Origin of the sequence: Bacillus sp. SORGH_AS_0510 (assembly GCF_030818775.1) — a bacterium.
GTDB lineage: Bacteria > Bacillota > Bacilli > Bacillales > Cytobacillaceae > Neobacillus.
This window is the reverse complement of sequence record NZ_JAUTAU010000001.1, coordinates 1,406,545-1,433,003: the sequence shown is the minus strand read 5'-3', so window position 1 is coordinate 1,433,003 and position 26,459 is coordinate 1,406,545. Positions and strand designations below refer to the sequence as shown.

23 protein-coding genes and 1 riboswitch are annotated in these 26,459 nt (G+C 39.7%); of the genes, 10 read left to right on the top strand and 13 right to left on the bottom strand.

Annotation, left to right across the window (positions count from 1 at the left end; all coding sequences use genetic code 11):
• Positions 1-31 precede the first annotated feature (31 nt).
• From QE429_RS07235 to QE429_RS07215, 5 genes are all read right to left on the bottom strand, one after another.
• On the bottom strand, positions 32-871 hold the full coding sequence (locus QE429_RS07235; protein WP_307285761.1) for an SGNH/GDSL hydrolase family protein: 840 nt from the start codon (positions 869-871) through the stop codon (positions 32-34).
• 27 nt (positions 872-898) lie between these two features.
• Positions 899-1,252: a helix-turn-helix domain-containing protein gene (locus QE429_RS07230; RefSeq protein WP_307285759.1), complete on the bottom strand. Its 354-nt coding sequence runs from the start codon at positions 1,250-1,252 to the stop codon at positions 899-901.
• 74 nt (positions 1,253-1,326) lie between these two features.
• Positions 1,327-2,487 (bottom strand): DegT/DnrJ/EryC1/StrS family aminotransferase, encoded by a 1,161-nt coding sequence (locus QE429_RS07225; RefSeq protein WP_307285756.1) that lies wholly within the window; start codon positions 2,485-2,487, stop codon positions 1,327-1,329.
• 21 nt (positions 2,488-2,508) lie between these two features.
• On the bottom strand, positions 2,509-3,123 hold the full coding sequence (locus QE429_RS07220) for a sugar transferase (protein ID WP_307285753.1): 615 nt from the start codon (positions 3,121-3,123) through the stop codon (positions 2,509-2,511).
• A gap of 35 nt (positions 3,124-3,158) precedes the next feature.
• Positions 3,159-4,988 (bottom strand): polysaccharide biosynthesis protein, encoded by a 1,830-nt coding sequence (locus QE429_RS07215; protein ID WP_307285750.1) that lies wholly within the window; start codon positions 4,986-4,988, stop codon positions 3,159-3,161.
• Between the two features lie 443 nt (positions 4,989-5,431).
• Positions 5,432-5,546: riboswitch (SAM riboswitch) on the top strand.
• 144 nt (positions 5,547-5,690) lie between these two features.
• Between QE429_RS07215 and QE429_RS07210 the strand changes: the two genes are divergently transcribed.
• The 7 genes from QE429_RS07210 to QE429_RS07180 all read left to right on the top strand — a co-directional run bounded on the left by QE429_RS07210 (position 5,691) and on the right by QE429_RS07180 (position 15,440).
• Complete coding sequence (locus QE429_RS07210) at positions 5,691-6,803, top strand: methionine biosynthesis PLP-dependent protein (protein WP_307285748.1); 1,113 nt, start codon at positions 5,691-5,693, stop codon at positions 6,801-6,803.
• Positions 6,803-7,990 (top strand): cystathionine beta-lyase, encoded by a 1,188-nt coding sequence (metC, locus tag QE429_RS07205; protein ID WP_307285746.1) that lies wholly within the window; start codon positions 6,803-6,805, stop codon positions 7,988-7,990. The genes QE429_RS07210 and metC overlap by 1 nt, the downstream gene beginning before the upstream one ends.
• A gap of 2 nt (positions 7,991-7,992) precedes the next feature.
• Positions 7,993-9,858: a bifunctional homocysteine S-methyltransferase/methylenetetrahydrofolate reductase gene (locus tag QE429_RS07200; protein ID WP_307285743.1), complete on the top strand. Its 1,866-nt coding sequence runs from the start codon at positions 7,993-7,995 to the stop codon at positions 9,856-9,858.
• A complete protein-coding gene (gene metH, locus QE429_RS07195) occupies positions 9,836-13,285 on the top strand; it encodes a methionine synthase (RefSeq protein ID WP_307285740.1) in 3,450 nt (1,149 codons plus the stop codon). The genes QE429_RS07200 and metH overlap by 23 nt, the downstream gene beginning before the upstream one ends.
• 250 nt (positions 13,286-13,535) lie before the next feature.
• The gene (locus QE429_RS07190) at positions 13,536-13,949 is read left to right on the top strand and encodes a MarR family winged helix-turn-helix transcriptional regulator (RefSeq protein WP_307285737.1); all 414 of its coding nucleotides are present in this window, start codon (positions 13,536-13,538) and stop codon (positions 13,947-13,949) included.
• 17 nt (positions 13,950-13,966) lie between these two features.
• Complete coding sequence (locus tag QE429_RS07185) at positions 13,967-15,169, top strand: MFS transporter (protein ID WP_307285733.1); 1,203 nt, start codon at positions 13,967-13,969, stop codon at positions 15,167-15,169.
• A gap of 58 nt (positions 15,170-15,227) precedes the next feature.
• A complete protein-coding gene (locus QE429_RS07180) occupies positions 15,228-15,440 on the top strand; it encodes a hypothetical protein (RefSeq protein ID WP_373463235.1) in 213 nt (70 codons plus the stop codon).
• On the opposite strand, the gene QE429_RS07175 is transcribed toward QE429_RS07180, so the two are convergent.
• From QE429_RS07175 to QE429_RS07150, 6 genes are all read right to left on the bottom strand, one after another.
• Entirely contained in the window at positions 15,433-15,894 is a 462-nt protein-coding gene (locus QE429_RS07175) for a hypothetical protein (RefSeq protein WP_307285727.1), read from the bottom strand. The genes QE429_RS07180 and QE429_RS07175 overlap by 8 nt on opposite strands.
• Positions 15,895-15,913: 19 nt before the next feature.
• A complete protein-coding gene (locus QE429_RS07170; protein ID WP_307285725.1) occupies positions 15,914-16,894 on the bottom strand; it encodes an ABC transporter ATP-binding protein in 981 nt (326 codons plus the stop codon).
• Positions 16,887-17,891 (bottom strand): ABC transporter ATP-binding protein, encoded by a 1,005-nt coding sequence (locus tag QE429_RS07165; RefSeq protein ID WP_307285723.1) that lies wholly within the window; start codon positions 17,889-17,891, stop codon positions 16,887-16,889. Before QE429_RS07165 ends, QE429_RS07170 begins: the two co-directional genes overlap by 8 nt.
• A gap of 18 nt (positions 17,892-17,909) precedes the next feature.
• Entirely contained in the window at positions 17,910-18,764 is an 855-nt protein-coding gene (locus tag QE429_RS07160; protein ID WP_373463183.1) for an ABC transporter permease, read from the bottom strand.
• A gap of 3 nt (positions 18,765-18,767) precedes the next feature.
• Entirely contained in the window at positions 18,768-19,724 is a 957-nt protein-coding gene (locus tag QE429_RS07155; RefSeq protein ID WP_307285720.1) for an ABC transporter permease, read from the bottom strand.
• 272 nt (positions 19,725-19,996) lie between these two features.
• Complete coding sequence (locus QE429_RS07150) at positions 19,997-21,574, bottom strand: ABC transporter substrate-binding protein (RefSeq protein WP_307285717.1); 1,578 nt, start codon at positions 21,572-21,574, stop codon at positions 19,997-19,999.
• 216 nt (positions 21,575-21,790) lie between these two features.
• Here QE429_RS07150 and QE429_RS07145 point away from each other — a divergent pair, with 216 nt between their 5' ends.
• Together QE429_RS07145 and QE429_RS07140 are read left to right on the top strand one after the other, a co-directional pair.
• Positions 21,791-22,354: an NAD(P)/FAD-dependent oxidoreductase gene (locus QE429_RS07145; RefSeq protein WP_307285714.1), complete on the top strand. Its 564-nt coding sequence runs from the start codon at positions 21,791-21,793 to the stop codon at positions 22,352-22,354.
• A 20-nt stretch (positions 22,355-22,374) separates the two neighbouring features.
• On the top strand, positions 22,375-22,758 hold the full coding sequence (locus tag QE429_RS07140) for a VOC family protein (RefSeq protein ID WP_307285711.1): 384 nt from the start codon (positions 22,375-22,377) through the stop codon (positions 22,756-22,758).
• Positions 22,759-22,796: 38 nt separating this feature from the next.
• Here the strand turns inward: QE429_RS07140 and QE429_RS07135 are convergent, their stop codons facing one another.
• Positions 22,797-23,663, bottom strand: coding sequence for an aldose epimerase family protein (locus tag QE429_RS07135; RefSeq protein ID WP_307285707.1), 867 nt, complete (start codon positions 23,661-23,663; stop codon positions 22,797-22,799).
• Positions 23,664-23,858: 195 nt separating this feature from the next.
• Here QE429_RS07135 and QE429_RS07130 point away from each other — a divergent pair, with 195 nt between their 5' ends.
• Positions 23,859-25,370 carry an MDR family MFS transporter gene (locus tag QE429_RS07130; RefSeq protein ID WP_307285704.1) on the top strand — a complete coding sequence of 504 codons (1,512 nt, stop codon included), beginning with the start codon at positions 23,859-23,861 and terminating at the stop codon, positions 25,368-25,370.
• A 47-nt stretch (positions 25,371-25,417) separates the two neighbouring features.
• Here QE429_RS07130 and QE429_RS07125 read toward each other — a convergent pair whose 3' ends face one another.
• A complete protein-coding gene (locus tag QE429_RS07125; RefSeq protein WP_307285701.1) occupies positions 25,418-26,260 on the bottom strand; it encodes a pirin family protein in 843 nt (280 codons plus the stop codon).
• Between the last annotated feature and the right edge of the window lie 199 nt (positions 26,261-26,459).

Here is a 26,459-nt window from a genome sequence, read left to right as displayed (position 1 = left end):
ATTCCAACGAAAAACTCTAAGACATTGGAGATTACTGACTTTTTAAGTAGGCATACAAAAACTCAGCCCACAACGCATTGCCTTTATTATTAGGATTCACATAATCATTGGTTAGTGTGTCTACTAATAGTAAATTATCTTCCGTTAGTTTCTTTTCAATACCGGAAATACTATCAATATACGGCCAATTATTCTTTACAATTAATTCCTTTGATGCGTTAATATAATCCATATAAGTGAGTCCTAAACTATTTTTAGTGTCTTTGTTGACGATAGGATTAGGCGACATCATAAAAATCCTGGCATTAGGTATTCCTGTTTTTAATGCAGCCATGATATTTTGCAAGTCTAGTAGAGTCTGTTCCAAAGGCACTGATCGTAAATGATTATTAATAAGTGAGTTTTCAAAAATTACTAAATCAGGCGCATCTTTGATCACTTTATCGACTTTTTTACTTATTAATAAGTCTGATGTGGTATATCCTTCATAACCGTGGTTAGTTAGTCTTAGTGATTGTAGATCTGGATTAGATGTTTGCAATTTTGTTTGTAAAATTTCTGCCCAACTATAGGAGGAATCTGTTGCACCAGTCCCTGCAGTAACATTGCTGCCCACAACTGCGACTATTACCTGCTCTTTTGTAAGAGCCCTATAATGCAGAAAGTCTATCGTCGATTGGTGTATATTGTTTTCAGGCCTTAATTTATTCATTAGTTCTTCTTTCTTTAAATCTTCCTTCTCCTCTATTATTTCAGCTACCTTTTTCCCTTCAATTCCAGCCGCATTAATCTTATCTTTCCAATACAAATGACCAGATACCAATACACCTATACAAGCGATTGTTATTAAAAGAAACAGAAACTTTTTCATTTTTCCTCCAACCTACCTGTCATATCTTCAACCATTATTTGTTTCAGCTTGTTCATTTTGCCATTTAATAAATTCAATCACTGATTTATATTGTTGAATGTGTGCTTTTTCTAGTCCTGATTCCTTTAATTCACGGACAAAGTCTATCCACTCTTTTTCTATATAGAGGTTTGCATCTTCGTCACTTCCTGTTTTTAATAATGTTACAAGATCAACTTTTAGAACAGTGGCTATCTTGATCATGATTTGGAGCGATGGATTTCTGTTTAAATTACGCTCAATATTACTTAAATACGACTTTGAGATATCAGTTAATTCCGCCAGCTCCGATAAGGAGTAACCACGTTGTTTTCGAATTTTAGCTACATTATTTCCAAACATATATTTACCTCTTTATTTTTTATTTTTTGCTATTCAGTTTGACATTGCCCTTTCCTCCAACAAAAAGAATTACTTCATATCCTACGAAACTGCTTCTTTATACATTCAATTACTCGCATTTGATCCTGACTGGTCATATTGGAACCTGAAGGTAAACAAACCCCTGTTAGAAAAAGTTCTTCCGATACACTTTCCTTCTCGGAATGCTGATAATATTTATAGTTTTGAAAAAGTGGCTGTAGTTGAAGAGGTTTCCAAACAGGTCTTGCTTCTATATTTTCTTTTTCTAAAGCAGTGATTAACTCCATTGGTGACACATTGGTACTATTTTGGTTAATCGTCATCACAGACAGCCATCGTGTAGAAAATGTCTGGTTAAGCTCTGGCATAAAAGAAATAGCAGTAATTGCCGAAAGCTCCTGTAGATAGGTATGAAAGATCCTCCTTCTTGCATGGACTCTCTCTTCTAACACTTCTAATTGACTTCTGCCAATTCCTGCTAAAATATTACTCAATCGATAGTTATATCCTAACTGGCTATGTTGGTAATGAGGAGCTTCATCTCTTGCTTGAGTTGCAAGGAAACGTGCTTTCCTTAATGCCTCTGTATTATTGGATACCAGCATGCCGCCACCAGATGTCGTAATAATCTTATTGCCATTGAATGAGAAAACACCATATTCACCAAAGGTACCACTTGGTTTCTCTTTAAACTTAGCTCCAAGGGATTCTGCCGCATCCTCTATTATCGGAACATGAAATTTTCTACATAGAGATACTAATTCATCCATTTTTGCTGACTGTCCATAAAGATTTACAATGATTACTGCCTTAGGAAGTTTATTTGTTGCTGCAGCTTCCTCTAATGCTTCATTTAATGCGTTAGGTGACATATTCCACGTATCTCTTTCCGAATCAATGAACACAGGCTCAGCGCCTAGATATAGGATTGGATTTGCACTTGCTACAAATGTAAGACTTGAGCAAAAAACAATATCTCCTTTTTGAACATTTAAGAGAGAAAGTGCCAAATGGATTGCTGCGGTTCCTGAACTAACTGCTACGGCCCCATTTATTCCTATATAGTTTGCCATTTCCATTTCAAATGCATCTACATTGGGACCGAGTGGAGCAACCCAATTGGATTCAAATGCTTCATTAATAAATTTCATTTCCCTGCCGCTCATATGAGGTGAGGAAAGAAAAATTCTGCGCTCCGTGGTTGTATGCAACAATTCATACACCCCCTATATTTTTCAGCCATGCCCCTCTTTATCCTTTATGCTTGTTCCTGTAAATCGAGAAACAGTAACATGATTAGCCTCAGATATACCTTCAGGGCGGATTACTTTTTTTATGGTTAATAGTAAAATCTTGATATCTAGTAATACGGTATGATGTTTTACATACCAAACATCCAGCTTAAATTTTTCTTCCCAGGTGATTGCATTACGCCCATGAACTTGCGCCCAACCTGTTATACCAGGCCTAACCAAGTGCCTTTTCGCTTGCTCTTCAGTGTAAAGAGGGAGATATTCCATTAATAATGGCCTGGGACCTACTAAGCTGAGATCTCCTTTTAACACATTCAATAACTGTGGCAGCTCATCTAGGCTGAACTTTCTTAAAAATAGTCCAACTGAAGTTAATCTCTGCTCATCAGGAAGTAACACGCCCTTTTTGTCCTTCCTATCATTCATCGTTCTAAACTTATATAAAAAAAAAGGTCTCCCATTCAATCCAGGGCGTTGTTGTCTGAAAAGAATTGGAGAACCAAGTCTATATTTGACTAAAATAGCCACCATTAAAAAAATGGGAGAAAACAAAACTAACAATAACAAAGAAATAAGTAGATCTAACATTCTCTTCACATACTCACTTCCCCATAATTAATTCATAACATTTTTTAAATCGATATTTTCTTCAATGTACTTGGATGCATAACCTTATGATTTGAAAGCTCTATGAGTTTCTTCTTTAGTTCGTACTTATTTAGATGGGCATAGGTTGAAATAAGCTCCTCGATTTCACTTATATATAGGTCAGATGTTTTACCAATATATATCTTCGGATAGATTTGATCTTCATTGACTTCTTCATCTTTCAATAGCTCTTCAAATAATTTTTCACCCGGCCTCATCCCTGTGTACTCAATACCTATATCATCAATTAAATTACCGGAAAGCTTAATTAAGTTTTTGGCCAAATCAACAATTTTTACAGGCTCTCCCATGTCTAAGACGAAGATTTCACCTCCTTTTGCTAGAGCCCCTGCCTGTAGTACAAGCCTTGAAGCTTCTGGAATTGTCATAAAGTACCGAACCATATCAGGGTGTGTAATCGTAACAGGTCCCCCTTTTTCAATTTGGCTTTTAAAGAGTGGAATTACGCTCCCTCTGCTCCCAAGAACATTTCCAAAACGAACAGCAACAAATTTTGTAGTGCTTTCTCTGTTCAAGTGCTGGATAATCATTTCAGCAAGCCTTTTGGTTGCTCCCATCACACTAGTTGGGTTAACGGCTTTATCAGTAGAAATCATGACAAATGTTTTAATTCCATGCCAGCTTGCTGCTTTAGCTACATTCATTGTGCCAATGATGTTATTTTTCACTGCTTCTTCAGGGTTATTTTCCATAAGTGGGACATGTTTGTGTGCGGCAGCGTGATAAACAACTTCCGGTTGATATTCCTCCATGACTGCCATCATTTTCTTTTCATCCTGTAGCTCCGCAATAACGGGAATAAAATCTATTGTTGAATTTTTATAAGTTTCTTTTAACTCCATTTCAATTGTATAAATACTATTTTCACCATGCCCTACTAATATCAACTTTTCCGGGGTGAAGCTAGATAATTGCCGGCAAATTTCAGAACCTATTGATCCACCAGCTCCTGTAACCAGGACAACTTTATCTGTAATATTCTCTGCAATACTATTAATATCTAACTCCACTGGATCTCTACCTAATAAATCTTCCACTAAAACGTCACGAAATTGTTGAACCGACACCTTCCCTGTCATTAAGTCCTCTAGAAGAGGGAGGATTTGTGTCTTAGCACTTGTCTTAGCACATTCTAAAAATATCTTATTTAACTGCTGTTTATTTAATGATGGGATAGCAATAACAATATTTTCGATCTTTTGTCGTTTTACTATTTCTTCAATTTTTTCCACCCCACCAAGGACTGGTATTCCCAAAATATCCAGCTTATACTTTTTTTCGTCATCATCAATAAAGCCTACCGGTAATAAGTTGCATTCATTATTCTTTTTCAGTTGTCTTGCTACCATCATTCCTGCAGATCCTGCCCCTACAATGAGTGTTCTCTTTTGATTATCATGTTTTTGCATGAAAGTATCTTGAAGGGCTCTCCAACAAAAACGGATACCTCCTATAAATGTCAAGTTAAGCAGCCATGTAACAATTAGCAACCTAGTAAATGTTTCATGAAATATTAGTTGTTGTACTAGTGCAGCAATCATAATCGTGATAGTTTCCACCTTCACTATACTGATTAATTCTCCCACACTCGCATACACCCAGGCTTTTTTATATAACTTGAATTTAAATGAAAGATAATGATGACAAAATAAAATAACAATAGAGCTAAACACAGCTGGGAGGGTTATCACTTCGAGGGTAGCGTTTACTAGAAAGTAACTAAAGAAAATTGCGGTAAGAACAATACAAGAATCTACACTTACAAATAGTGGTAATCTTTGTTTATAGGTCATTCGTTTCCTCCCCTTTATTTGAAAAAAGATTTAAGTATATACTCTTTAAAAGGGTATATACTTAAGTCTTTTTTTCAGGCATCTAACCTGCCCTCACATCACACTACCGACGACTTGCGTCTAAGGCTTTAGGCCCACAGCATGACCGAGTGCCTCCATTGATATTGGATAGGAGACATCACCATAAAGGAGAACACCTTTAAATTTGTTCTTAATATAGAACAAATGTTGTAAAATTTTTTCTGAAATTTTATTGAAATAACTTATCTATTCGAAACGTTCTCAAAATGAGTCTATATCAATTATAATAGTTCTTTATACAGAACATGTCAATTCAATAATTTTTAATTTTTACTGGTAAAACCATTCTTAAACTTACCAAAAAAAAGTTTGACACCCCCGCTAAACTGTAGTAAATTTTATAAATAATCTAAATAATTGATTTCTTATCAAGAGAGGTTGAGGGAATGGCCCTGCGACGCCTCAGCAACCTTCAATGGACCCATGTTCATTGAAAAGGTGCTAAGTCCTGCAAATTACTAATTTGCAAGATAAGAAGAATGACAAGTGTGTCGTACATACCAAAGTCTTCTTCTTATAAGAAGGCTTTTTTGTTTACCTATAAGCTTTAGTACCTTATAGCACTAAATCACCAAAGCGAAAACCATTCCCCCTCAACCATTAATAAAAGGAGTGAACGTTATGTACAAAATTGATACAAAATTAGCCCAAATTGGAAACCGTAGTGAGACTGCAACAGGTACTGTAAACCCGCCTGTATATTTTTCCACTGCTTATCGACACGAAGGCATTGGGCAATCAACAGGGTTTGATTACAGTCGGACCGGTAATCCAACACGTCAGCTCCTAGAAAAAACGATTGCTGATTTAGAAGCTGGGGATCAAGGATTTGCCTGCAGTTCAGGAATGGCTGCTATATTCACGATTCTTTCTCTGTTTCAATCAGGCGATGAATGGTTGGTAAGCGAAGATTTATACGGGGGAACTTACCGCTTATTAGAGCAAGGCTTTAAAAAGTGGGGATTACAAACTCAATATGTTAATACCTGTTGTCCGGAAGAAATCGAGGGTAAGATTACGCCTCAAACGAAAGCTATTTTTTTGGAGACACCTACTAATCCACTAATGCAGCAATCGGACATTGCCGAGGTTTCAAGAATTGCCAAGAAGCACGGAATTCTATTGATTGTTGATAATACCTTCTATACTCCCCTATTACAGCAGCCGATTCAGCTTGGTGCTGATATCGTCATTCATAGTGCAACCAAATATTTAGGTGGTCATAATGATGTACTTGCAGGGTTAATTGTCGCTAAAGGGAAGGAACTATGTGAAGCACTGGCATTTCATCATAACGGAGCAGGAGGCGTACTCAGCCCGTTCGACTCTTGGCTGTTAATGCGCGGAATGAAAACCTTGTCTCTTCGAATGGAACGGCACGAAAAAAATGCAAAAACCGTGGTCGAGTTTCTTTCTAACCATGAAGATGTGACAGATGTTCTTTATCCTGGACGCGGTGGAATGGTTTCTTTCCGTGTGAAAGATGAAGCTTGGGTGAATCCATTCCTGCAAGGATTATCGCTCATTACTTTTGCAGAAAGTCTCGGTGGAACAGAAAGCTTTATAACGTATCCTGCCACACAAACACATGCCGACATCCCTGAAGAGGTTCGAATCCAAGCTGGTGTTTGCAATCGATTATTGCGTTTTTCCGTAGGGATTGAAGATGCAGAAGATTTAATTGAAGACTTAACCAGGGCTTTTGCCAATGTGAAACAAGGGGTGACTGCATAATGGCTCACGAAGACTATACCTTTGAAACGAGGCTTCTTCATAATCAGCATAAAGTGGATCCGACTACAGGCGCAGTAAGTGTCCCCATTCAGCATGCTTCCACCTTCCACCAATTTGATTTCGATCAATTCGGTAAATACGATTATGGTCGAAGCTTAAATCCAACAAGGGAAGCCTTGGAAGATGTGATTGCTGAACTGGAAGGCGGTGTAAAAGGATTTGCTTTTTCATCTGGTATGGCAGCCATTTCAACAGCCTTCCTCCTGCTTTCTGCTGGTGACCATGTCGTCATTACTGAGGATGTATATGGTGGTACTTTCCGGATGGTTACACAGGTACTTACCCGCTTCGGCATTGAACATACATTTGTGGATATGACCAATTTAGAGGAAGTAAAGCAAGCGGTGAGACCGAATACTAAAGCATTTTACATTGAAACACCTTCCAATCCGTTGATGAAAGTAACCGATATTAAGGACATTAGCAGTCTTGCAAAGGAATTGGGTGCCTTAACTTTTGTCGACAACACTTTTCTTACCCCTTCTCACCAAAAGCCATTGGAATTAGGGGCTGATGTTGTCCTCCATAGCGCAACGAAGTTTTTATCAGGACATAGTGATGTCGTTGCCGGACTCGCTGTAGTTAAGGATGAAGACTTGGCGAAAAGATTAGGCTTCTTACAGAATGGATTTGGTGCCATATTGGGTGTCCAAGATGCCTGGCTCGTACTAAGAGGGATAAAAACACTTCATGTTCGTTTGGAGCAATCACAGAAATCAGCTATTAAACTTGCAGAGTTTTTAAATCAATATCCGCTTGTCAAAAAGGTCCATTATCCAGGGCTTGAAAGTCATCCACAATACCACATTCAGAAAAAACAAGCAGTGGGGCCTGGAGCCGTCCTATCTTTTGAATTAGAGAGTGAAGATGCACTTCGAACCTTCCTCGCCAATGTGGAAATCCCTGTTTTCGCTGTCAGCCTTGGTGCAGTCGAATCCATTCTTTCTTACCCGGCAAAAATGTCTCATGCCGCTATGCCACAAGAAGAAAGAGAAAAACGCGGGATTACCAATAGCCTAGTTCGTCTTTCGGTAGGTTTGGAAAATCCAGATGATTTAATTAAAGATTTTTCACAGGCGTTTGAGAAAGTAAGAAGTAGTCATCTAGTATTCGAGCGGGGAGAATAGCAATGAGTTTTTTAGAGAAATTAAAAAATCAAATCCTAATAGCCGATGGAGCCATGGGTACTTTATTGCATTCATATGGAAAGGATAGCTGTTTAGAAGAGCTAAATCTTTCTCAGGCAGAGCATATCCAAACGATTCATCAAGCTTATATCGACGCGGGTGCTGATGTTATTCAGACCAACACGTATGCGGCCAATTATTTAAAGCTGCAGCGATATGGTTTGGAGGATTCTGTGAAGGAGATTAATAGTGCGGCAGTCGCGATTGCAAAAAAAGCAGCCGTCCAAAGTCATTCGTACGTACTCGGAACTATTGGCGGGAACCGAGGAATTAAGCCGGATTCTATTACCATTGAAGAATTAAAGCGGAGCTTCCGTGAACAATTATATTGCCTTCTTCTTGAGGGAGTAGACGGTTTGATACTTGAAACCTTTTACGATCTAGAGGAACTCGAAACAGTTTTAACCATTGCGAGAAAGGAAACCAACCTGCCGATTATCGCTCAAGTCTCTCATCAGGAGCCAGGATTTTTGCAGAATCGAACGCCTGTCAATGACGCATTAAAACGACTTGAAGGACTCGGTGCTGATGTAGTTGGCCTTAATTGCCGGCTTGGACCACATCACATGCTCTTAGCATTGGAACAGATTGAAATACCTGACCATGCTTTTCTCTCTGCCTATCCAAACGCCAGCCTCCCTGCTTACACGGACGGTAAATTTCACTATGAGGGAGATGCAGACTATTTCCGAAGCTCAGCAAAAGCCTTCAGGGACCAGGGGGTACGGTTGCTGGGTGGCTGCTGTGGAACCACGCCAGACCATATTCGAGGCTTTGCGGTAGAATTAAAGAACAGTATTCCAGTTACTGAAAAAATAGTAAAATTAAAACCAAAGCAGATCATCTTGGATCCTCCTGTGGTAAAACGAGAGCTTGCTCCCCTGCAGGAAATCGTCAAGGAAAGGCCGTCGGTAATCGTAGAATTAGATCCTCCTAGAAAGCTGGATACAACGAAGTTTTTCGAAGGAGCAAAAGTGTTAAAAGAAGCTGGGATTGATTCCATAACTCTAGCGGATAATTCACTTGCAACGGTTCGGATATCCAATGAATCGCTGGGATATTTAGTGAAAGAAAAACTAGGAATGCGTCCGCTCATTCATATTGCCTGTCGTGACCGAAATATTATCGGCTTGCAATCACACTTAATGGGTCTGCATACACTTGGACTACATGATGTGCTTGCGATTACTGGAGACCCTGCAAGAGTAGGTGATTTCCCGGGAGCGTCATCCGTATATGATGTGTCATCCTTCGAATTAATCCAAATGATTAAGCAATTAAACGAAGGATTGTCTTTTTCAGGGAAGGACTTAGGGCAAAAAACGGCATTTAGTGTAGCTGCTGCCTTTAATCCTAATGTTCGCTCGCTGGAGAAAGCTGTGAAGCGGTTAGAGAAGAAAATCCAATTCGGTGCCGATTATTTCATCTCTCAACCTGTTTTTTCAGAAGAGAAGCTGATAGAAATCTATGAAAATACGAAACATCTTGAAGCACCTATTTATATTGGGCTCATGCCGCTAACAAGTAGTAAAAATGCCGAATTCCTTCATAATGAAGTGCCGGGAATTAAAATTGCCGATTCGATACGTGAACGCATGGCACGGTTGAACGATCAACCGTTGCAAGCGGCACGTGAAGGGATTGCCATAACAAAATCACTTATTGACACAGCTTTAGATTTATTTAATGGAATTTATTTAATTACACCATTTTTACGATACGAATTAACTGCAGAGCTGGCCCATTATGCCCGTCAGCGTGCAGGTGAAATGAGGGGGAACAACATTGCTGAAAACATCATTTACTGATCAGTTGAAGAAACGAATCCTCGTAATGGACGGCGCAATGGGAACCATGCTGCAACGAGCCGATCTTTCCGCAGAAGACTTTGGCGGAGAAGAGTACGAGGGCTGTAATGAACATCTAAATCTAACCGCTCCCTCTGTGATTGCGAATATCCACCGGGAATACCTGGAGGCTGGCGCAGACATCATTGAAACGAATACATTCGGAGCAACCAGCCTGGTGCTAGATGAATATGGTCTTGGTTACAAGGCCTATGAAATCAATAAAATTGCCGCTATGATTGCGATTGGCGAAGTGCAGAAGGTTTATTCTGAGGAATGGCCTCGTTTCGTTGCTGGTTCGATGGGTCCGACGACGAAAACTCTTAGTGTAACCGGAGGAACAACCTTTGATGAACTCGCGGCAAGCTATGAGGAGCAAGCTATCGGCTTAATCGATGGCGGCGTTGACTTGCTGCTACTTGAAACAAGTCAGGATATGTTAAATGTAAAAGCTGGCTTTGCAGGTATTCAAAGTGCTTTTTCAAAAACAGGAACGACTCTTCCAATTGTGCTTTCAGGTACGATTGAACCAATGGGTACCACGCTTGCCGGACAATCGATCGAAGCGTTTTATATTTCTGTAGAGCATATGAAACCTGCTGCAGTAGGATTGAACTGTGCTACGGGTCCAGAATTTATGCAGGACCATATTCGTTCACTTTCCAATTTGGCGACAACAGCCGTCAGCTGTTATCCCAATGCAGGTTTGCCTGATGAAGAAGGCCATTATCATGAAACACCAGAGATCCTTGCGAAAAAGCTGTCTGATTTTGCTGCGCATGGCTGGCTGAATATTGTGGGCGGCTGCTGCGGAACGACTCCAGAACATATTCTTGCCATTTCAGAAGCGATGAAAAAATACGAGCCTCGTATTTTTGAGCCATCATCCGTTCATATGGTATCAGGTATTGAACCATTTGTTTATGATGACCCGACACTACGTCCAATCATGGTTGGGGAACGTACGAATGTTATTGGCTCTCGGAAATTCAAACGGTTAATCACGGAAGGGAAATTTGAAGAAGCATCAGAAGTTGCTCGTGCTCAAGTTAAGGGTGGAGCTCATGTTATTGATATCTGCCTAGCAGACCCTGACCGCGATGAGATCGTGGACATGGAGAATTTTATTAAAGAGGTCGTTAAAAAGGTTAAGGTACCTCTTGTAATCGATTCAACCGATGAGAAAGTCATCGAAAAAGCACTTAAATATTCACAAGGAAAAGCCATTATCAATTCAATAAACCTTGAAGATGGGGAAGAACGCTTCGAGGCAGTTGTCCCCTTGATTCACCGTTATGGCGCTGCTGTTGTGGTCGGAACAATCGATGAAGAAGGAATGGGCGTAACCGCTGAACGGAAGCTGGAGATTGCCAAACGTTCCTATGATTTATTGGTAAACAAATATGGACTCAAGCCGCAGGACTTAATTTTTGACCCCTTAGTTTTTCCAGTAGGAACTGGTGATGAGCAGTATATTGGATCCGCGAAGGCAACGGTTGAAGGAATCAGGTTAATTAAAGAACAGCTACCAGAAGTGCAAACGATTCTAGGAATCAGTAATGTTTCCTTCGGTTTACCACCAGTTGGTAGAGAAATCCTAAATTCGGTATTCCTTTATCACTGTACACAGGCTGGTCTGGACTATGCGATTGTAAATACCGAAAAGCTTGAGCGCTTTGCTTCTATTTCAAAGGAAGAAGTGCAGCTTGCAGATGCACTCCTTTTTGAAACAACCGATCAAACCTTAGCTACCTTCACGGAGTTTTACCGTGGCAAGAAGAAAGAGGCCAAGAGCACTGTACCAAATATGACGTTGGAAGAGCGTCTCGCCTATTATGTGGTGGAAGGAACTAAGGAAGGTTTGCTACCGGATTTGGATTTAGCGCTTGAAAGCTATCCTGCCCCTCTCGATATCATTAATGGACCATTAATGGATGGAATGAAAGAGGTCGGCCGTCTATTTAATGATAATCAACTCATTGTTGCTGAGGTTTTACAGAGTGCAGAAGTGATGAAAGCCGCGGTATCGCATTTAGAGCCGCATATGGAAAAAGGCGATGTGTCTGCCTCTAAAGGAAAAGTTATTTTAGCTACCGTTAAAGGTGATGTCCATGACATTGGTAAAAACCTTGTGGATATTATTTTGAGCAATAATGGCTATGATGTGATAGACCTTGGGATTAAAGTGAATCCCACTGATTTAGTTCAAGCTATTCTTAAGGAAAAACCTGACATGGTTGGATTATCAGGTTTACTTGTTAAGTCTGCACAGCAAATGGTTCTAACGGCTCAAGATATGAAGGATGCTGGCATCTCACTCCCTATCTTAGTTGGCGGTGCCGCTCTTTCTCGTAAGTTTACCGATACAAAGATTGCAAAGGAATACGATGGCCTGGTTCTATATGCGAAGGATGCGATGACGGGATTATCATTGGCCAATCAGTTGCAATCACCAGAGGAACATCAAAAGCTGCTTGATGAAAAAGTCGAAAAGTTGGCTGCATTAGATGTGCCTAGAGAATTACCTGCCCGTTCAACAGGATCTGTCGCTGTAAAAGTGAAGCCTGCTGTTTCGACTGAAGTTCCTGTTTTTACACCGATGGATACAAAAAGGCACATTCTAAAAACCTACTCACTCTCTCACATTGAGCCATATATCAATATGCAAATGCTAATTGGGCATCATCTTGGAGTGAAAGGCAAGGTTGCTAATTTGCTGGCTGAAAAGAATGAAAAGGCAGTAAAAGTAAAAGAGGTAGTGGACCAATTGTTGGCAAATGCAAGCCGCGAGAACTGGATCACACCAAATGCTGTTTATCAATTTTTCCCGGCACAATCGGATGGAAACAAAATTCATATTTTTGATCCAGAAAATCACGATGCGATCATTGAGACCTTTGATTTTCCACGTCAGGATAGCGCTCCACATCTTTGCCTAGCAGATTTCATTAAATCTGTTGATAGTGGTGTAATGGATTATGTTGGCTTTTTTACCGTAACAGCAGGTAAAGGGATTCGCGAGAAAGCGGATGAATTTAAGGCTGCTGGTCGTTTCCTTGAAAGCCACGCACTCCAGTCATTGGCACTCGAGACCGCGGAAGGCTTTGCAGAATTAATCCACCGTCAGATGCGCGACCGTTGGGGCTTCCCGGATCCGCTTGATTTCTCCATGCAGGACCGGTTTGCTGCTAAATATCAGGGACAACGATTCTCGTTCGGCTATCCGGCATGCCCTGATTTAGAGGACCAGAAGAAATTATTTAAATTGATTAACCCGGAGGAAATCGGTATTCAGCTGACAGATGGGTGTATGATGGAACCAGAAGCTTCAGTATCAGCAATGGTGTTTGCCCATCCTGAGGCAAGGTATTTTAATGTATTAAGATAATTTTTGGGATTTCCCGCGGGATCTTGGGTTGATGGATTCCGCGGGATTTTGTATTTATTCCGCGAGTTTTCCTGTTTATTCCGAGCAATTTTTTCAGAATTCCGCGACTTTACACGTTTTTCCGCGTATATCACCATTTATTCGGCCACCCCTCTAATCGGGCTCCAAATTATGAACATTCCTTGACAATATTACATATATGCACTATAGTTACCTAGGTAACTATTTATATAAAAATCGGAGTGTCCTTATGATAACCCACGAATTATTCCATACCCTTCACCAGCTTTCACGTCATCTCACCAACAAACTTAATGAAGCTTTAACGCCAATGGGCTTGTACGGTTCGCAATGGGCCGTTATTTTTGTGTTAAAAAACAAAGGCTCGTTAACACAGAGAGAACTTTGTGATTATCTATTTGTTGAGGCACCGCCTATGACACGAAATATCCAACGTCTTGTTAAACAAGGCTATGTGAGACAGGTGTCAGGTAAGGATAAACGGGCTAAGTACATTGAATTAACAGAAGAAGCATTAAAGTTATATCCCGAATGGGAAAGTGTTGTAAATGAGGTCAACCAAACATTATTGAAGCATTTTCCACAAACATCTCAGGAGGAATTACTGACATTGCAATCTAGCTGGTTAAAGCAGCTTTTATAAAGGAGTGCATCACATCTATGAACAAACCCAAACTTTGGACAAAGGATTTTATTAGTGTATCCTTAAGTAACTTTTTTCTATTTTTAACCTTTTATATCTTACTAGTCACTCTCCCTACCTATGCACTTGATGAATTACATAGCAGTGCATCTGTCGCTGGATTGATGACAACTGTCTTTTTACTTTCTGCAATAATCTCGCGTCCGCTTGCTGGACAGTGGCTGGAACGCACGAGTAATAAAAAAGTGCTCTTAACAGCCCTTATTATTTTCACAGCCGCTTCCCTACTTTATTTTATTCCTAAAACAGTGCCTGGATTTCTTTTCATCCGCCTGCTTCATGGTATTGGATTTGGAATGGCAACAACCGCAGTGGGTACAATCGTAGCTAATATCATTCCCGCTTCACGTAGGGGTGAAGGAATGGGATACTTTGTCATGTCCACCAACATGGCAATGGTTTTAGGACCATTTGTTGGATTAATGGCTATTCAACAATGGGGTGCGAACACCCTTTTCATTCTTAGTGTCATTGTTGCAGCAGGGTCTCTCCTCACAGGACTTAGTGTGAAATTATCTGATTCAGAACAACCGAATCAGGCGAAAGCGGCTTCGGCCTTTTCTTTTAAAAGTTTATTCGAAGCATCCGCTGTACCGATCTCGATTGTCGGAAGCTTCTTAGCGATTGTCTATTCTGCTCTTCTTTCATTTGTCTCGATTTATGCAACAGAAATACATTTAGCAAGTGTTTCAAGCCTCTTCTTTGTTGTCTATGCAATAATCCTGCTACTTTCAAGACCATTCACAGGAAAATGGCTCGATCAGTATGGTGCAAACGTGATTTCGTATCCTTCTATTTTGCTCTTTGCTGTTGGGATGTTTATCTTAAGTCAAAGTAATGGGGCATTCATGTTCCTCTTTTCAGCAGGAATGATTGGCCTAGGATGGGGAACACTATTCCCTACCTTCCAAACCATTGCCATCCAAGATGCCGAACCTAGAAAAAGAGGTCTTGCAACAGCAACCTTTTTATCCATCTATGATACCGGTATTGCACTTGGTTCGTTTGTAGTAGGCTTACTCGCATCGAACATGGACTATAGTTCGTTATATTTCATGTGTTCCTTCTATATTTTAATTGGTGCGGTGATTTTTTACTTCCTTCATACAAAGAAAAGCAAAAGCATTACCCAACAACAATCAAAAGTTCAAGAAATTTAATTTTTTCTCTTCACAACTCCTCTAATTGTTATATAATGGAATGAAACGATTTAGAGGAGTGATTACTTTGGCAAAATCAAAAGCCAAGAAGCTGCGTGAAAAGCTGACACGTGAGGGAAAAATGAATCCGGAAGCTAAGAGAAGCCCATTTGTATTTACGGATATGAGAACAAGAGCGACCAAAACGAAAAAAGATCATTTATACCAATTTAAACACAAGAACCATCAATCCCAGGACGGACATGATGGTTCTTTTTGTTTGGTTAGTTAATATTAAATTTGGGTTTGTAGGTGAGCTCAATCTTTAGCAAATGCTTGTCTTGTACACTGCTTTCTTGTTCCACGATCGTCCAGTTTTTAGAAATCATGTCTTGAAGTACTTGAAGGTTTTCACTGGTCATACTAACCTGATCTAGGAATTCTCCTTTGTCAATGAAATCTTCGCCTTCCTTCATGCCAAATTTAATGGCTAACAAAGATTTCAATGAGCCTTTCGTCATAAAAGAAAATTCATACCCAGACGTGATAGCCTGATGGCATTTTTCTTTATTTCCTTGATAGAAGTCAACCATTGTCTTCCATGAAGGGATTCCTTCTCCAATACTCTCTAGTTTTTCTTCATTTCCTTCATTTAAAAGATCAACAATAGTAGGATTGTCGAAGCCTTTTGCTTTCATCATTTCAAGCATCAATGCATAATTTAACGCTAATTTTACCTTTTCCATGTTATCCATCCACCTTTTTCTAATATAAATGGCAGGCAACGAAATGCTCACTATCTACTTCTCTCAACTCGGGATCTACTTCTGCACAAATCGGCTTAGCAAATGGACAGCGAGTTCGGAATCGACAACTTGTTTCCATCTCAATGGGGCTTGGCAGTTCTCCTTTAATAATCTCACGCTTACTATTCTGAGCCTTGATAGGATCCGGAATAGGAATAGCAGATAATAACGCTTGTGTATATGGATGCAGCGGTTTGTTGTATAACTCATCGCTTTTGGATATCTCGACCATTTTACCGAGATACATTACACCAATCCGATCGGAGATATGGCGAACCATTGATAAATCATGTGCGACAAATAAATAAGTTAGATTCATCTCATGCTGTAAATCTTCTAACATATTTATGACTTGCGCTTGAATAGAAACATCTAAAGCAGAAATTGCTTCATCGCATAAAATAAAGTCAGGATTAATGGCTAATGCACGGGCAATACCAATTCTTTGACGCTGACCGCCACTGAATTCATGTGGAAATTTTTCTAAATCGTCCTTTTTCAGCCCTACTTTTTCAAGCATATCGATAATGACATCTCTTCTTTCATCTTTCGATAGAGAGGTATGAATTTCTAGTGGTTCATCAATGATTTCTTCCACATTCATATAGGGATTAAGGGATGAATAGGGATCCTGAAAAATCATCTGCATTCTTTTTCGATAGGGCTGAAGGTCTTTGTTCTTTAAGTTGGCAATATCTTTTCCATCAAAAAGAATCTCACCTTCAGTCGGGTCGTACAAACGATTAAGGGTTCTTCCTAAAGTAGACTTACCACAGCCCGATTCTCCTACCAGTCCAAAGGTTTCCCCTTTATAAATGTGAAAGGATACATCATCCACTGCCTTAACAACTTGTTTACTCTTGCCAAACATCGACGATTTTAATGGGAAGTATTTTTTAAGATTTTTTACCTCAATTAGCTTTTGTTGTGTCTCAGTCATCTAAATGATCCTCCTTCCCTGCTAAGAAGCACATGACTCTCTGTGTTGTAGAGAAATTTTTATACTCAGGTATTTCTTTAAAACATTGATCCATTGCATATTCACAGCGTTCGGCAAAAGAACAACCGCTCGTCTTTTTCTCAAGTGATGGAGCTGCACCTTTGATCGGCTTTAATCTTGTTTTTTCTCCATCCACCCTTGGAATGGAATTCAATAAGGCTTTAGTGTAGGGATGCTTAGGTGAATAAAAGATTTCATTCACAAGGCCCTCTTCCATTACTTTCCCTGCATACATAACCATAATACGGCTGCAAATAGTTGCCACAACTCCAAGGTCATGGGTAATGAAAACAACTGACATGTCATTCTCTTGTTGGAGCTTTTTTAACAGTTCTAAAATTTGCGCCTGTATAGTCACATCCAGTGCAGTCGTCGGCTCATCAGCAATCAACAGTTTGGGCTTACAAGCTAACGCCATTGCGATTAGTACTCTTTGTCGCATTCCACCTGAAAATTCATGAGGATACTGATTTACTCTTGTCTCAGGAGAAGGAATTCCAACCATTTTTAGTAATTCAATCGCCTCGATCATCGCTTCTTTCTTTTTCATCCCTCTAACTCTTACTAATAATTCAATCAAATGGTCTCCAGCTTTTTTTAAGGGATTAAGAGCAGTCATTGGGTCTTGGAAGATCATCGCAATATCTCGACCCCTAATGGCCCTTTTTTCTTTTTTTGAGAGGCTTTCGAAGCGCTTCCCATCTAAAATGATTTCCCCATCATCGACTTTTGCATTACTTGGAATAATACCGAGAATCGATTTCACCAAAATACTTTTTCCGCTCCCCGACTCACCAACAATCCCAAGGATTTCACCTTTTTGCACTGAAAGGTCTATCCCACGAATCACCTCTGTCTTCGATTTGCCGTTATAAAAGCTAGTACGGAGGTTTTTAACTTCTAGTAAACTATTTTTATCTATTTTATTATTTTCCATATCATCTAAACCTCCCTTTTACTTCCCACTCGTCTTTGGCTCAACAACCGCTCGAAGGATATCACCAAGTCTATTAAATGAATAAACGGTTAGTACTATGAGAAGTCCAGGTAATATGGCCATATATGGTGCATTCCCTAAGTTTCCTTGTGCATTTTGCAGCATGCTCCCCCATGATGAAAGGGGCTGTTGAATGCCTAAGCCAAGAAAGCTTAATGCTGATTCCATTAATATGGCATTAGCAATACTCACGGTGGATGCCACAATAAATGTAGGAAAAACTGCTGGAATGATATGCTTTAATATGACTTTTTTTAATGATTGTCCTGAAGATTTTGCATACAATACATATTCCCTTTCTTTGATCGATAGGGTCTCTGCACGAACTAAACGAGCCGTACTCATCCATGTAAATAAACCAATAACAAGGATAATGGCTTTTAAACCTGGGGTAAGATAAATACTTACAACGGTTACGAGAATCATCCATGGAATGGATGAGATTACATCAACGGTTCTCATTAAAAAGTTATCCACTCGGCCGCCAAAATAGCCACTAATCGTACCAATTAATACTCCTATGCTAGTAGAAATAAGCATAGCTAATATGCCCACTGTGAGGGAAATTCGCCCGCCATATAAAGCCCTTGTTAAATAATCTCTTCCCAGCTCATCTGTACCAAACCAATGCTTTGCACTCGGTCCTTCTAGGGCATTTGTTACATCTACCTTATCAGGTGGATAGGGTGATAAAAAGGCAAAAATAGAGATTAATAGGATAAAGGTAAGGAAAATAAGGGCAATGGCCGCTGTTTTATTCCGTTTAAGCTCTTTTTTAAACTGCTCTATTCTTCTACTTTTCTTACCGGCCAACTTTTATTCCTCCATTCCCTTTATTCGAGGATCGACAATGCTATATAAAATATCAGATACTAGGTTGCCAATGATGACGAGGCTTGCCGCAAGCAACATGATCGCCATGACAACTGGATAATCAAATCCTTGAATTGCTTTTACAAAATACGTTCCAATCCCTGGCCAGCCGAAAACCGTTTCAGTGACAACCGCCCCGGTTACTAACATAGGAAGGCTCATACCCACAATCGTTATTATTGGTAGCAGAACATTCCTAAGAACATGCTTATATAAAATCCACGTTGAATTAGCACCATATGCCTGTTGAACCATCACATAATCCTCAGAAAGCTGGCCGATGGTAGATGAACGGACATAGCGAACAAGCTCAGGCATGAACGAAAGCATTAAAACCGTACACGGTAAAATCATGTGACTTAATAGATCTGAAAATGATTCTTCATTTCCGATGGTATGCATCCCTAATATGGGAAGTAAATTTAGACGATGACCAAAAATAAAGACAAGAATCATGGCCATCCAAAAACTAGGAATGGCAATTCCAAATGAACTTAATCCATCAATAATTTTATCTGCTAATTTCCCTTTTTTAGCACCGGCAATTAATCCAAGAATAATAGAAAAAAGCAAAGCAAGTATGTACGCGGGAAAAACGAGTAGAATCGTATTTGGTATTCTGGCTGAAAGATCATTGGTTATACTTTCATGCGTGACGATAGAATAGCCCCATTCTCCACTCAAAATCCCTTTCACCCAATAAAAATATTGCATGTATGCAGGCTGATCTAATCCGTATCTTGCTTTTATCAGCTCAATCGTTTTCTGCGTCATATTCGGTGTCGTCATGGCATCCACCGCATCATATGGAGCTAATTGAATGAGGGTAAAGCAGATGATTGAAATAATAAACAATAAGGGGATCGCCTGTAAGATTCTTTTAAAAATATACTTTAACAAAAATAACCCCACTCCTTTCACTTCTTCTATTCTAGTACTAGTTTTATTAAAAGGCTGTGTTAAAGAACAGTGTTGAATTATACACCCTGTTGATTGGAGCGGAAGGCACAAAGACTCCTGTGGAGTACCCGCAGACGCAAGCGAGGAGGAGGCTCGCCGAAACACCCACGAACCCCTCGTGCCTGAGCGGAAATCAACAGGCAAGTTTAACAGAGCCTATTAAAAAATAAAGATAAACAGCGGACTGTTTATCTTTATCTCCTTAAGAATTATTAATAGGACAATTTCGACATATCCTCGAATGTGTAAACAGGTACTAAACCAGCTTCTTCAATCCCTTTAATTCTTGAATCGATAGCAAGAATTCGCTTGTTCTCAGTTAGAGGATAGAAGGCTGCGTCTTCGATAATAAGCTTTTGAATTTCTTCATAAATCGCTTTACGCTTAGCATCGTCTTTTTCTACACGACCTTGATTAAATAATTCATCTACTTTTGAATTACTGTAATGCATGTAGTTCGCTTCGCCGTTCGTTACAAATAATGAATTAAATGTATCTGGGTCAATTCCCATGATGTAGCCGCTTAAGTACATATCAAAGTCAGTTTGTACGCTTTGAAGCTTCTTGCTTAACGCGGTAGCATCCATTCCCACTAATTCAACGGAAACGCCTGCAGCCTTTAAGTTTTGTTGGATAACAGCGGCTTGCTTTTGTTGGATTGGGTTATTGGCAATAAACGCAAGTTTTAATTTTAAGTCCGAAGCACCTGCCTTACTTAATAGGTCCTTCGCCTTTTTAGTATCAAATGAATGTTTTTCTACTTTGTCTGTAAAATAAGTCGCTTTCTTTGGTAAGAATGAATAAGCAGGCTTTGAATACTCGGTAGAAACATAACCTGCCGTATTAATTTCATCGCGATTTAATCCGTAAACAATTGCCTGTCTTACCTCTTTATTCTGTACTGCTTTTGAACTTAAGTTAAACGCTAAGTACCCAATTCGTCCTTCATCATAAGGTTTAATTGTTACATTCGAATCTTTAAACTTCCCAGCATCTGAAGGCTGAATAGCTAAAGCATTAACTTCTCCTTTTTGAAGAGCCATTGTAGCAGTATTCGGATCCATAATGATACGGTAAACTACCTTTGCAATTTTAGGTGCGCCTAAGAAATAATCATCATTTTTTTCGAAGGTAACACTTTCACCAGCTTTATATTCTTTTAATTTATAAGGACCAGTACCCACTGGAGTAGCATTCTTTGTGCTATTCGCAATGTTTGTTTCACCTTCATAAACATGCTTAGGCATAATGAAAATGTTCCCTAATGCTTCCATTGCCCCCATGCTCACAGTTGGCAATGTGAACTTGACTGTATAGTCATCTACTTTTTCGACTTTAACTGGTTGATTATTAAACAATAACTGGCTTCTTGCCCACCCGCCATTTTCTTCTTTTAACATTTGCTCATAAGTGAATACAACGTCATCTGCTGTGAATGGTTGACCGTCATGCCACTTAACGTCTTTTCTTAATTTAGCTGTATATGTTAGGAAATCTTCAGATGGTGTCATGCTTTCCGCTAAGAAATACTTCACATTATCCTTCCCATTATACATATACAATGGTGAATAAATCGTTTTAATTTCCATTAAACCGTAACGGTCACCAGTTGTGATGACGTTAACCGCGTTTCCAGGATCTCCGTCAATTCCATAAATGAAAGTATCTGGTTTGTTTTTTCCTTCATTTTTCGTGCTTGCTTTATCTGTCGACTTTGAAGAACAGCCTGCAAGTGCTAGAAAAATAGTTAATAAGATGGCAACTAGAATATTTACATTTTTACGAACCATTTTGTCTTTCCCCCTTATTTACATTCTTAATTCCTACTAAACTTATATGTATTACAAAAATCAATTTTACATGATAGGTATAATATAGTAAATATAAAATCTGTGAATCTTATTTCGCCTTTCAAAATTCTTGAAACGAGCAATTCATTTTACATTCCCAGATGAGTAAGCTACATTAATTATATTAGAATTTTTATAATATTGGAGGTTTTGGAAATGTTTGATGTTTTAATAGTCGGAGCTGGACCTACTGGTGCTAGTGCAGCTATTTTCACTGCAAAAGCTGGAAAGAAAACGTTGGTAATTGATAACGATAAGAGCGTGACTAAGCGTGCTTGGATTGAAAACCATTATGGTGTAACAGAAATAACAGGACCTGACCTTGTAGAAACAGGTAAGAAACAAGCAAGTAAATCTGGCGCAGAATTCGTTCAAGCTACTGTTTCAACGATCAGCAAAACTGAAAGCGGTTTTAAAGTAGAAACCGATCAAGGTGAATATGAAGCGAAACATGTCATTTTAGCAACAGGAATGTCTGTTGACCTTGCAGAAGCAGTTGGGTTAACAACCAAGCCGGGAACTGAACCAAGAATTAAAACGATTCTTGATGTTGACACGGCTGGAAAAACTAATATCGATGGCATCTGGGCAGCAGGTACTGTTGCAGGCGTAAGCATGCATACGATTATTACTGCTGGGGACGGCGCAAAGGTAGCGATTAATGTAATTAGCGAACTAAACGGTGAACGTTATGTTGACCACGATGTGTTAAAAGCCTAATACAGATAGGTGGGTGCCAAATGGCAGTTAAAAAAATGGACCATGTTGGTTTGTACGTAAGCAACTTAGAAACCTCACTTGCATTTTATCAAGAAGTAGTTGGGTTGGATTTAAAAGACAGATTCACCATTGCAGATGGCGCTGTCACCTTAGCCTTCCTTGGATTTAATGGCTCAGATGAGACAGAGCTGGAATTAGTCCTAGGTGGAAAGCCTAATCTCCCTAATGAAGGAATCGTCAATCATATTGCCTTTTTAGTGGATGACATTGACGAAGAATTCGAGCGTTTAAAAGGATTGAAGGTTCCCTTTATTAGTGAAGAGATTAGCACTCTTCAAAACGGTTATCGTAACTTTTTTGTACAAGGACCTGATGGTGAGAAGGTTGAATTTTTCCAACGATAAATGCTGTGGAATAGGAAAAGGGACTCAAGTCCCTTTTTCTATTTTACTGAGATCGTTAAGGTTGTCTGGAGCGTTTCCTCTGGACCTATCATCACTAATTCTTCCTTCCGGTTCAGCTCGTCGGTCATTGCCATCCATGGTTCAACACAAACAAATTCTTGATCCTGCTCCGTCCATAAAACGACATATGGGAATTCCCCACCATAAGACATAGTAACAGTCATTTGCCGATCTGGAAGCTCGAATGAGATTTCGTTTTGGACAGCATCCAATAGGACGAGAGACTCTTTTTTATTCGTTAAATCTAAAGAGTTTTTTACGGACTTTGTTTTCATATCGTTATAATCTAAATAGGTTTTTGCATCCGTATGATAGGTTAAATTTTTACTAGCCGTTTTGAAATAGGGATGAAATCCTGCATAAATCGGCATGGCTTCTCCAGAGATATTTTTATAGGACTGATCAATAGTAAGTCCATCTGGAGTCATTGTATAGGTGAACACCACTTCAAAATCAAACGGAAATTCTCTTCGTGTTTCTTCATTACTTTTTAAACGTAAAGTCATAGAGGCTTTCGTGTCTTCTGTTTGGGTGGAGATTACTTCCCAAGGTTGATTCCTTGCTACTCCATGGTTTTTCATTTGATAAACAGTACCATTCCACTCATATTCTCCGTTTTCTAACTGACCAGAAATAGGAAATAGAATGGGTATTCCACCTCTAATATTTTTATTTGAATCATAAAGTGTATTCTCATTTAAAAAGAGGACTTCCTCACCATTTACCCCATAGCTAGTAATAATTCCACCGCGCTCTGGCACTACTTTTAGCCAACTGCCCTGCTCGTCGTTCCTGAGTTCATACACAATTAGTTGCTGTTCTTTCGTTTCTTTTAGCTGATACATGGACTCGTCTTCCTTTCATTTACAATTGGACATTCTATTTATTCTAGTTATAATTTGACAATTTTTCAACCAGCCTTATAGAATAACTTTATCTAGCTTTTCTATTAGCTTGAATAAGTCTAAATAAGCGTAAAGGAGCGATTTGCTGATTTAACCAGTCTACTTACATTTCGAAAATTAAAGGGTGATTTTTTTATGATCAAAAAAGACAATAATCTTAATTTGGTTGTCGCTGGCCTTCTGCTTGCGATTTTGATGGCTGCTATGGACAACACGATTGTCGCGACAGCCATGGGTACGATTGTTTCAGACCTTGGCGGCTTTGACAAATTTGTTTGGGTTACATCCGCCTACATGGTAGCGGTCATGGCAGGGATGCCAATCTTCGGAAAGCTCTCCGATATGTATGGCCGGAAACGCTTTTTTATTTTTGGATTGGTGGTCTTCCTAATTGGCTCTGCCCTTTGTGGGATCGCTCAGTCGATTGTTCAACTAAGTATTTACCGGGCCATTCAAGGAATTGGCGGTGGAGCCCTCATGCCAATTGCCTTTACAATCGTTTTTGATATTTTCCCACCTGAAAATCGTGGAAAAATGACGGGGCTCCTTGGTGCTGTATTCGGTGCCTCTAGCGTACTTGGACCACTACTTGGTGCGTATATCACCGACTATATTAGCTGGCACTGGGTATTTTATGTAAATGTTCCAATTGGTATTGTTTCTATTATTTTAATCGTTCGGTATTATCATGAATCATTACAGCATTCTAAGCAAAAAATTGATTACCTAGGTGCAATTACCCTTATAATCTCCGTGGTTAGCTTGATGTTCGCTCTGGAATTGGGTGGCAAAGAATATGATTGGAATTCTGTTCCCATCATTAGTTTATTTGTCAGCTTCGGCGTTTTCTTTATTGCTTTTTTCATTGCAGAAGTGAAGGCAGCCGAACCGATTCTGCCGTTGTGGCTATTTAAACGAAGGTTGTTTGCAACATCACAGATTCTCTCCTTTTTATATGGCGGGACGTTTATTATTCTGACTGTCTTTATTCCCATCTTCGTTCAGGCCGTTTATGGCGGCTCTGCTAAGAATGCCGGATTGATTTTAACACCTATGATGCTAGGTTCTGTTGCAGGAAGCTCTATTGGAGGTATATTCTTAACGAAGACTTCATATCGGAATTTGATGTTTCTATCGATCATCTCTTATGTTCTTGGCATGTACTTCCTAGGAACGCTGACTGTTGATACAGCTCGCTATTTATTGACATTGTATATGATTCTTGTTGGATTCGGAGTTGGCTTTTCATTCTCCTTATTGCCAACGGCATCGATGCACAATTTGGAGCCACAGTATCGCGGAACAGCAAACTCCACAAACTCCTTTTTACGTTCGTTTGGTATGACTCTTGGCGTAACGATTTACGGAACACTACAAACCAACCTATTTACTGACAAGTTGAAGGAAGCGTTCAAAGGAATGCAGGGTGCTGGAAATTTCAAGATGGGCGATCCTCGTCAAATTTTCCAACCGGAACAACGCGCGAAGATTCCTGATTTTGTGTTAGATAAAATCGTTCACGCTATGTCTGATTCGATTACACATACTTTCTTGCTTACACTGATTCCGATTGCAATAGCAGCTGTTACCATCTTTTTCATGGGTAATGCACGGGTGAAGGTCAGCCAGAAACCTGCGAAAGGATAAAAAGAAAACACTGGATCATCGACTGTCGGGCTGATCCAGTGCTTTTTTTATTCTGTGAATTTGCCAGCCATATAATCGCGATAGGCCTGACGAATTTCTTCTTCTGTATTCATGACAAATGGCCCTCTGGCAACGATAGGCTCGTTTAGCGGTTTACCTGCATATAACAAGACCCTGAGATTTTCGACTGCCTTTATGGTAATTTCACTTTCATCTTCTGGGTTGGCTTTTTCCAGTAATAGAACATGTCCCTTCCCAGCCTCTGTCTGATTTTTTCCGAAGAGCCCTTTTCCCTCTAAAATATACATAAAGCCGTTGTAATCACCCGGCAGGTCTTGGGTAACGGATGCTCCTGGTTCCACATTGATTTCAACCATTGTCACGGGAACATAGTTTTTTGTAGCTGATTGAATGCCGCCAGATGAACCGGAGAAAATCCGAATGGATGATCCGTCTTCCTGTCGGACAGGCATGTCTTGGGCACGGAGGTTTTGATAACGTGGTTCTGCCATCTTATGTTCGCGTGGCAGGTTCACCCAAAGCTGCAAAGAGTGAACGGTTTCTCCTTCTGCCGGGTCCTCGATGTGAATAACACCTCTCCCCGCAGTCATCCACTGAACGTCTCCTGGTCCAAGTTCCCCTTTGCCGGCTTTACTATCTTGATGCTCGAGTTTCCCCTCGATGACATAGGTTACGGTCTCGATTCCGCGATGTGGATGAAAATCAAATGTTCCTTTTTGAAACCAATCCTCCGCTAAGAAAAGAAAAGGGTCTGATTCTTTCATTTTATTTGGATCTAATACCATTCCTGCTATATGAATCGGACTATTTTGGCGATGATCAACCGTCCAAATTCGTTCAATGCCCCTTTGGTGTATTGAAGTCATCATTCTTCCTCCTTTGATATTCAAAATAATGGTAGCGCTGATTGGTGGGATTAGCAAATTAAATGACTGTGTCGGGGATTCGCCGATAGAATGCGGAAATTCGCCGATAGAACCCATGAATTCGCCGATAGAATGCGGAAATTCACCGATAACTTGGGCAAATTCGCCGATAGAAAAAACTATGTAATATTTTTTACAATAA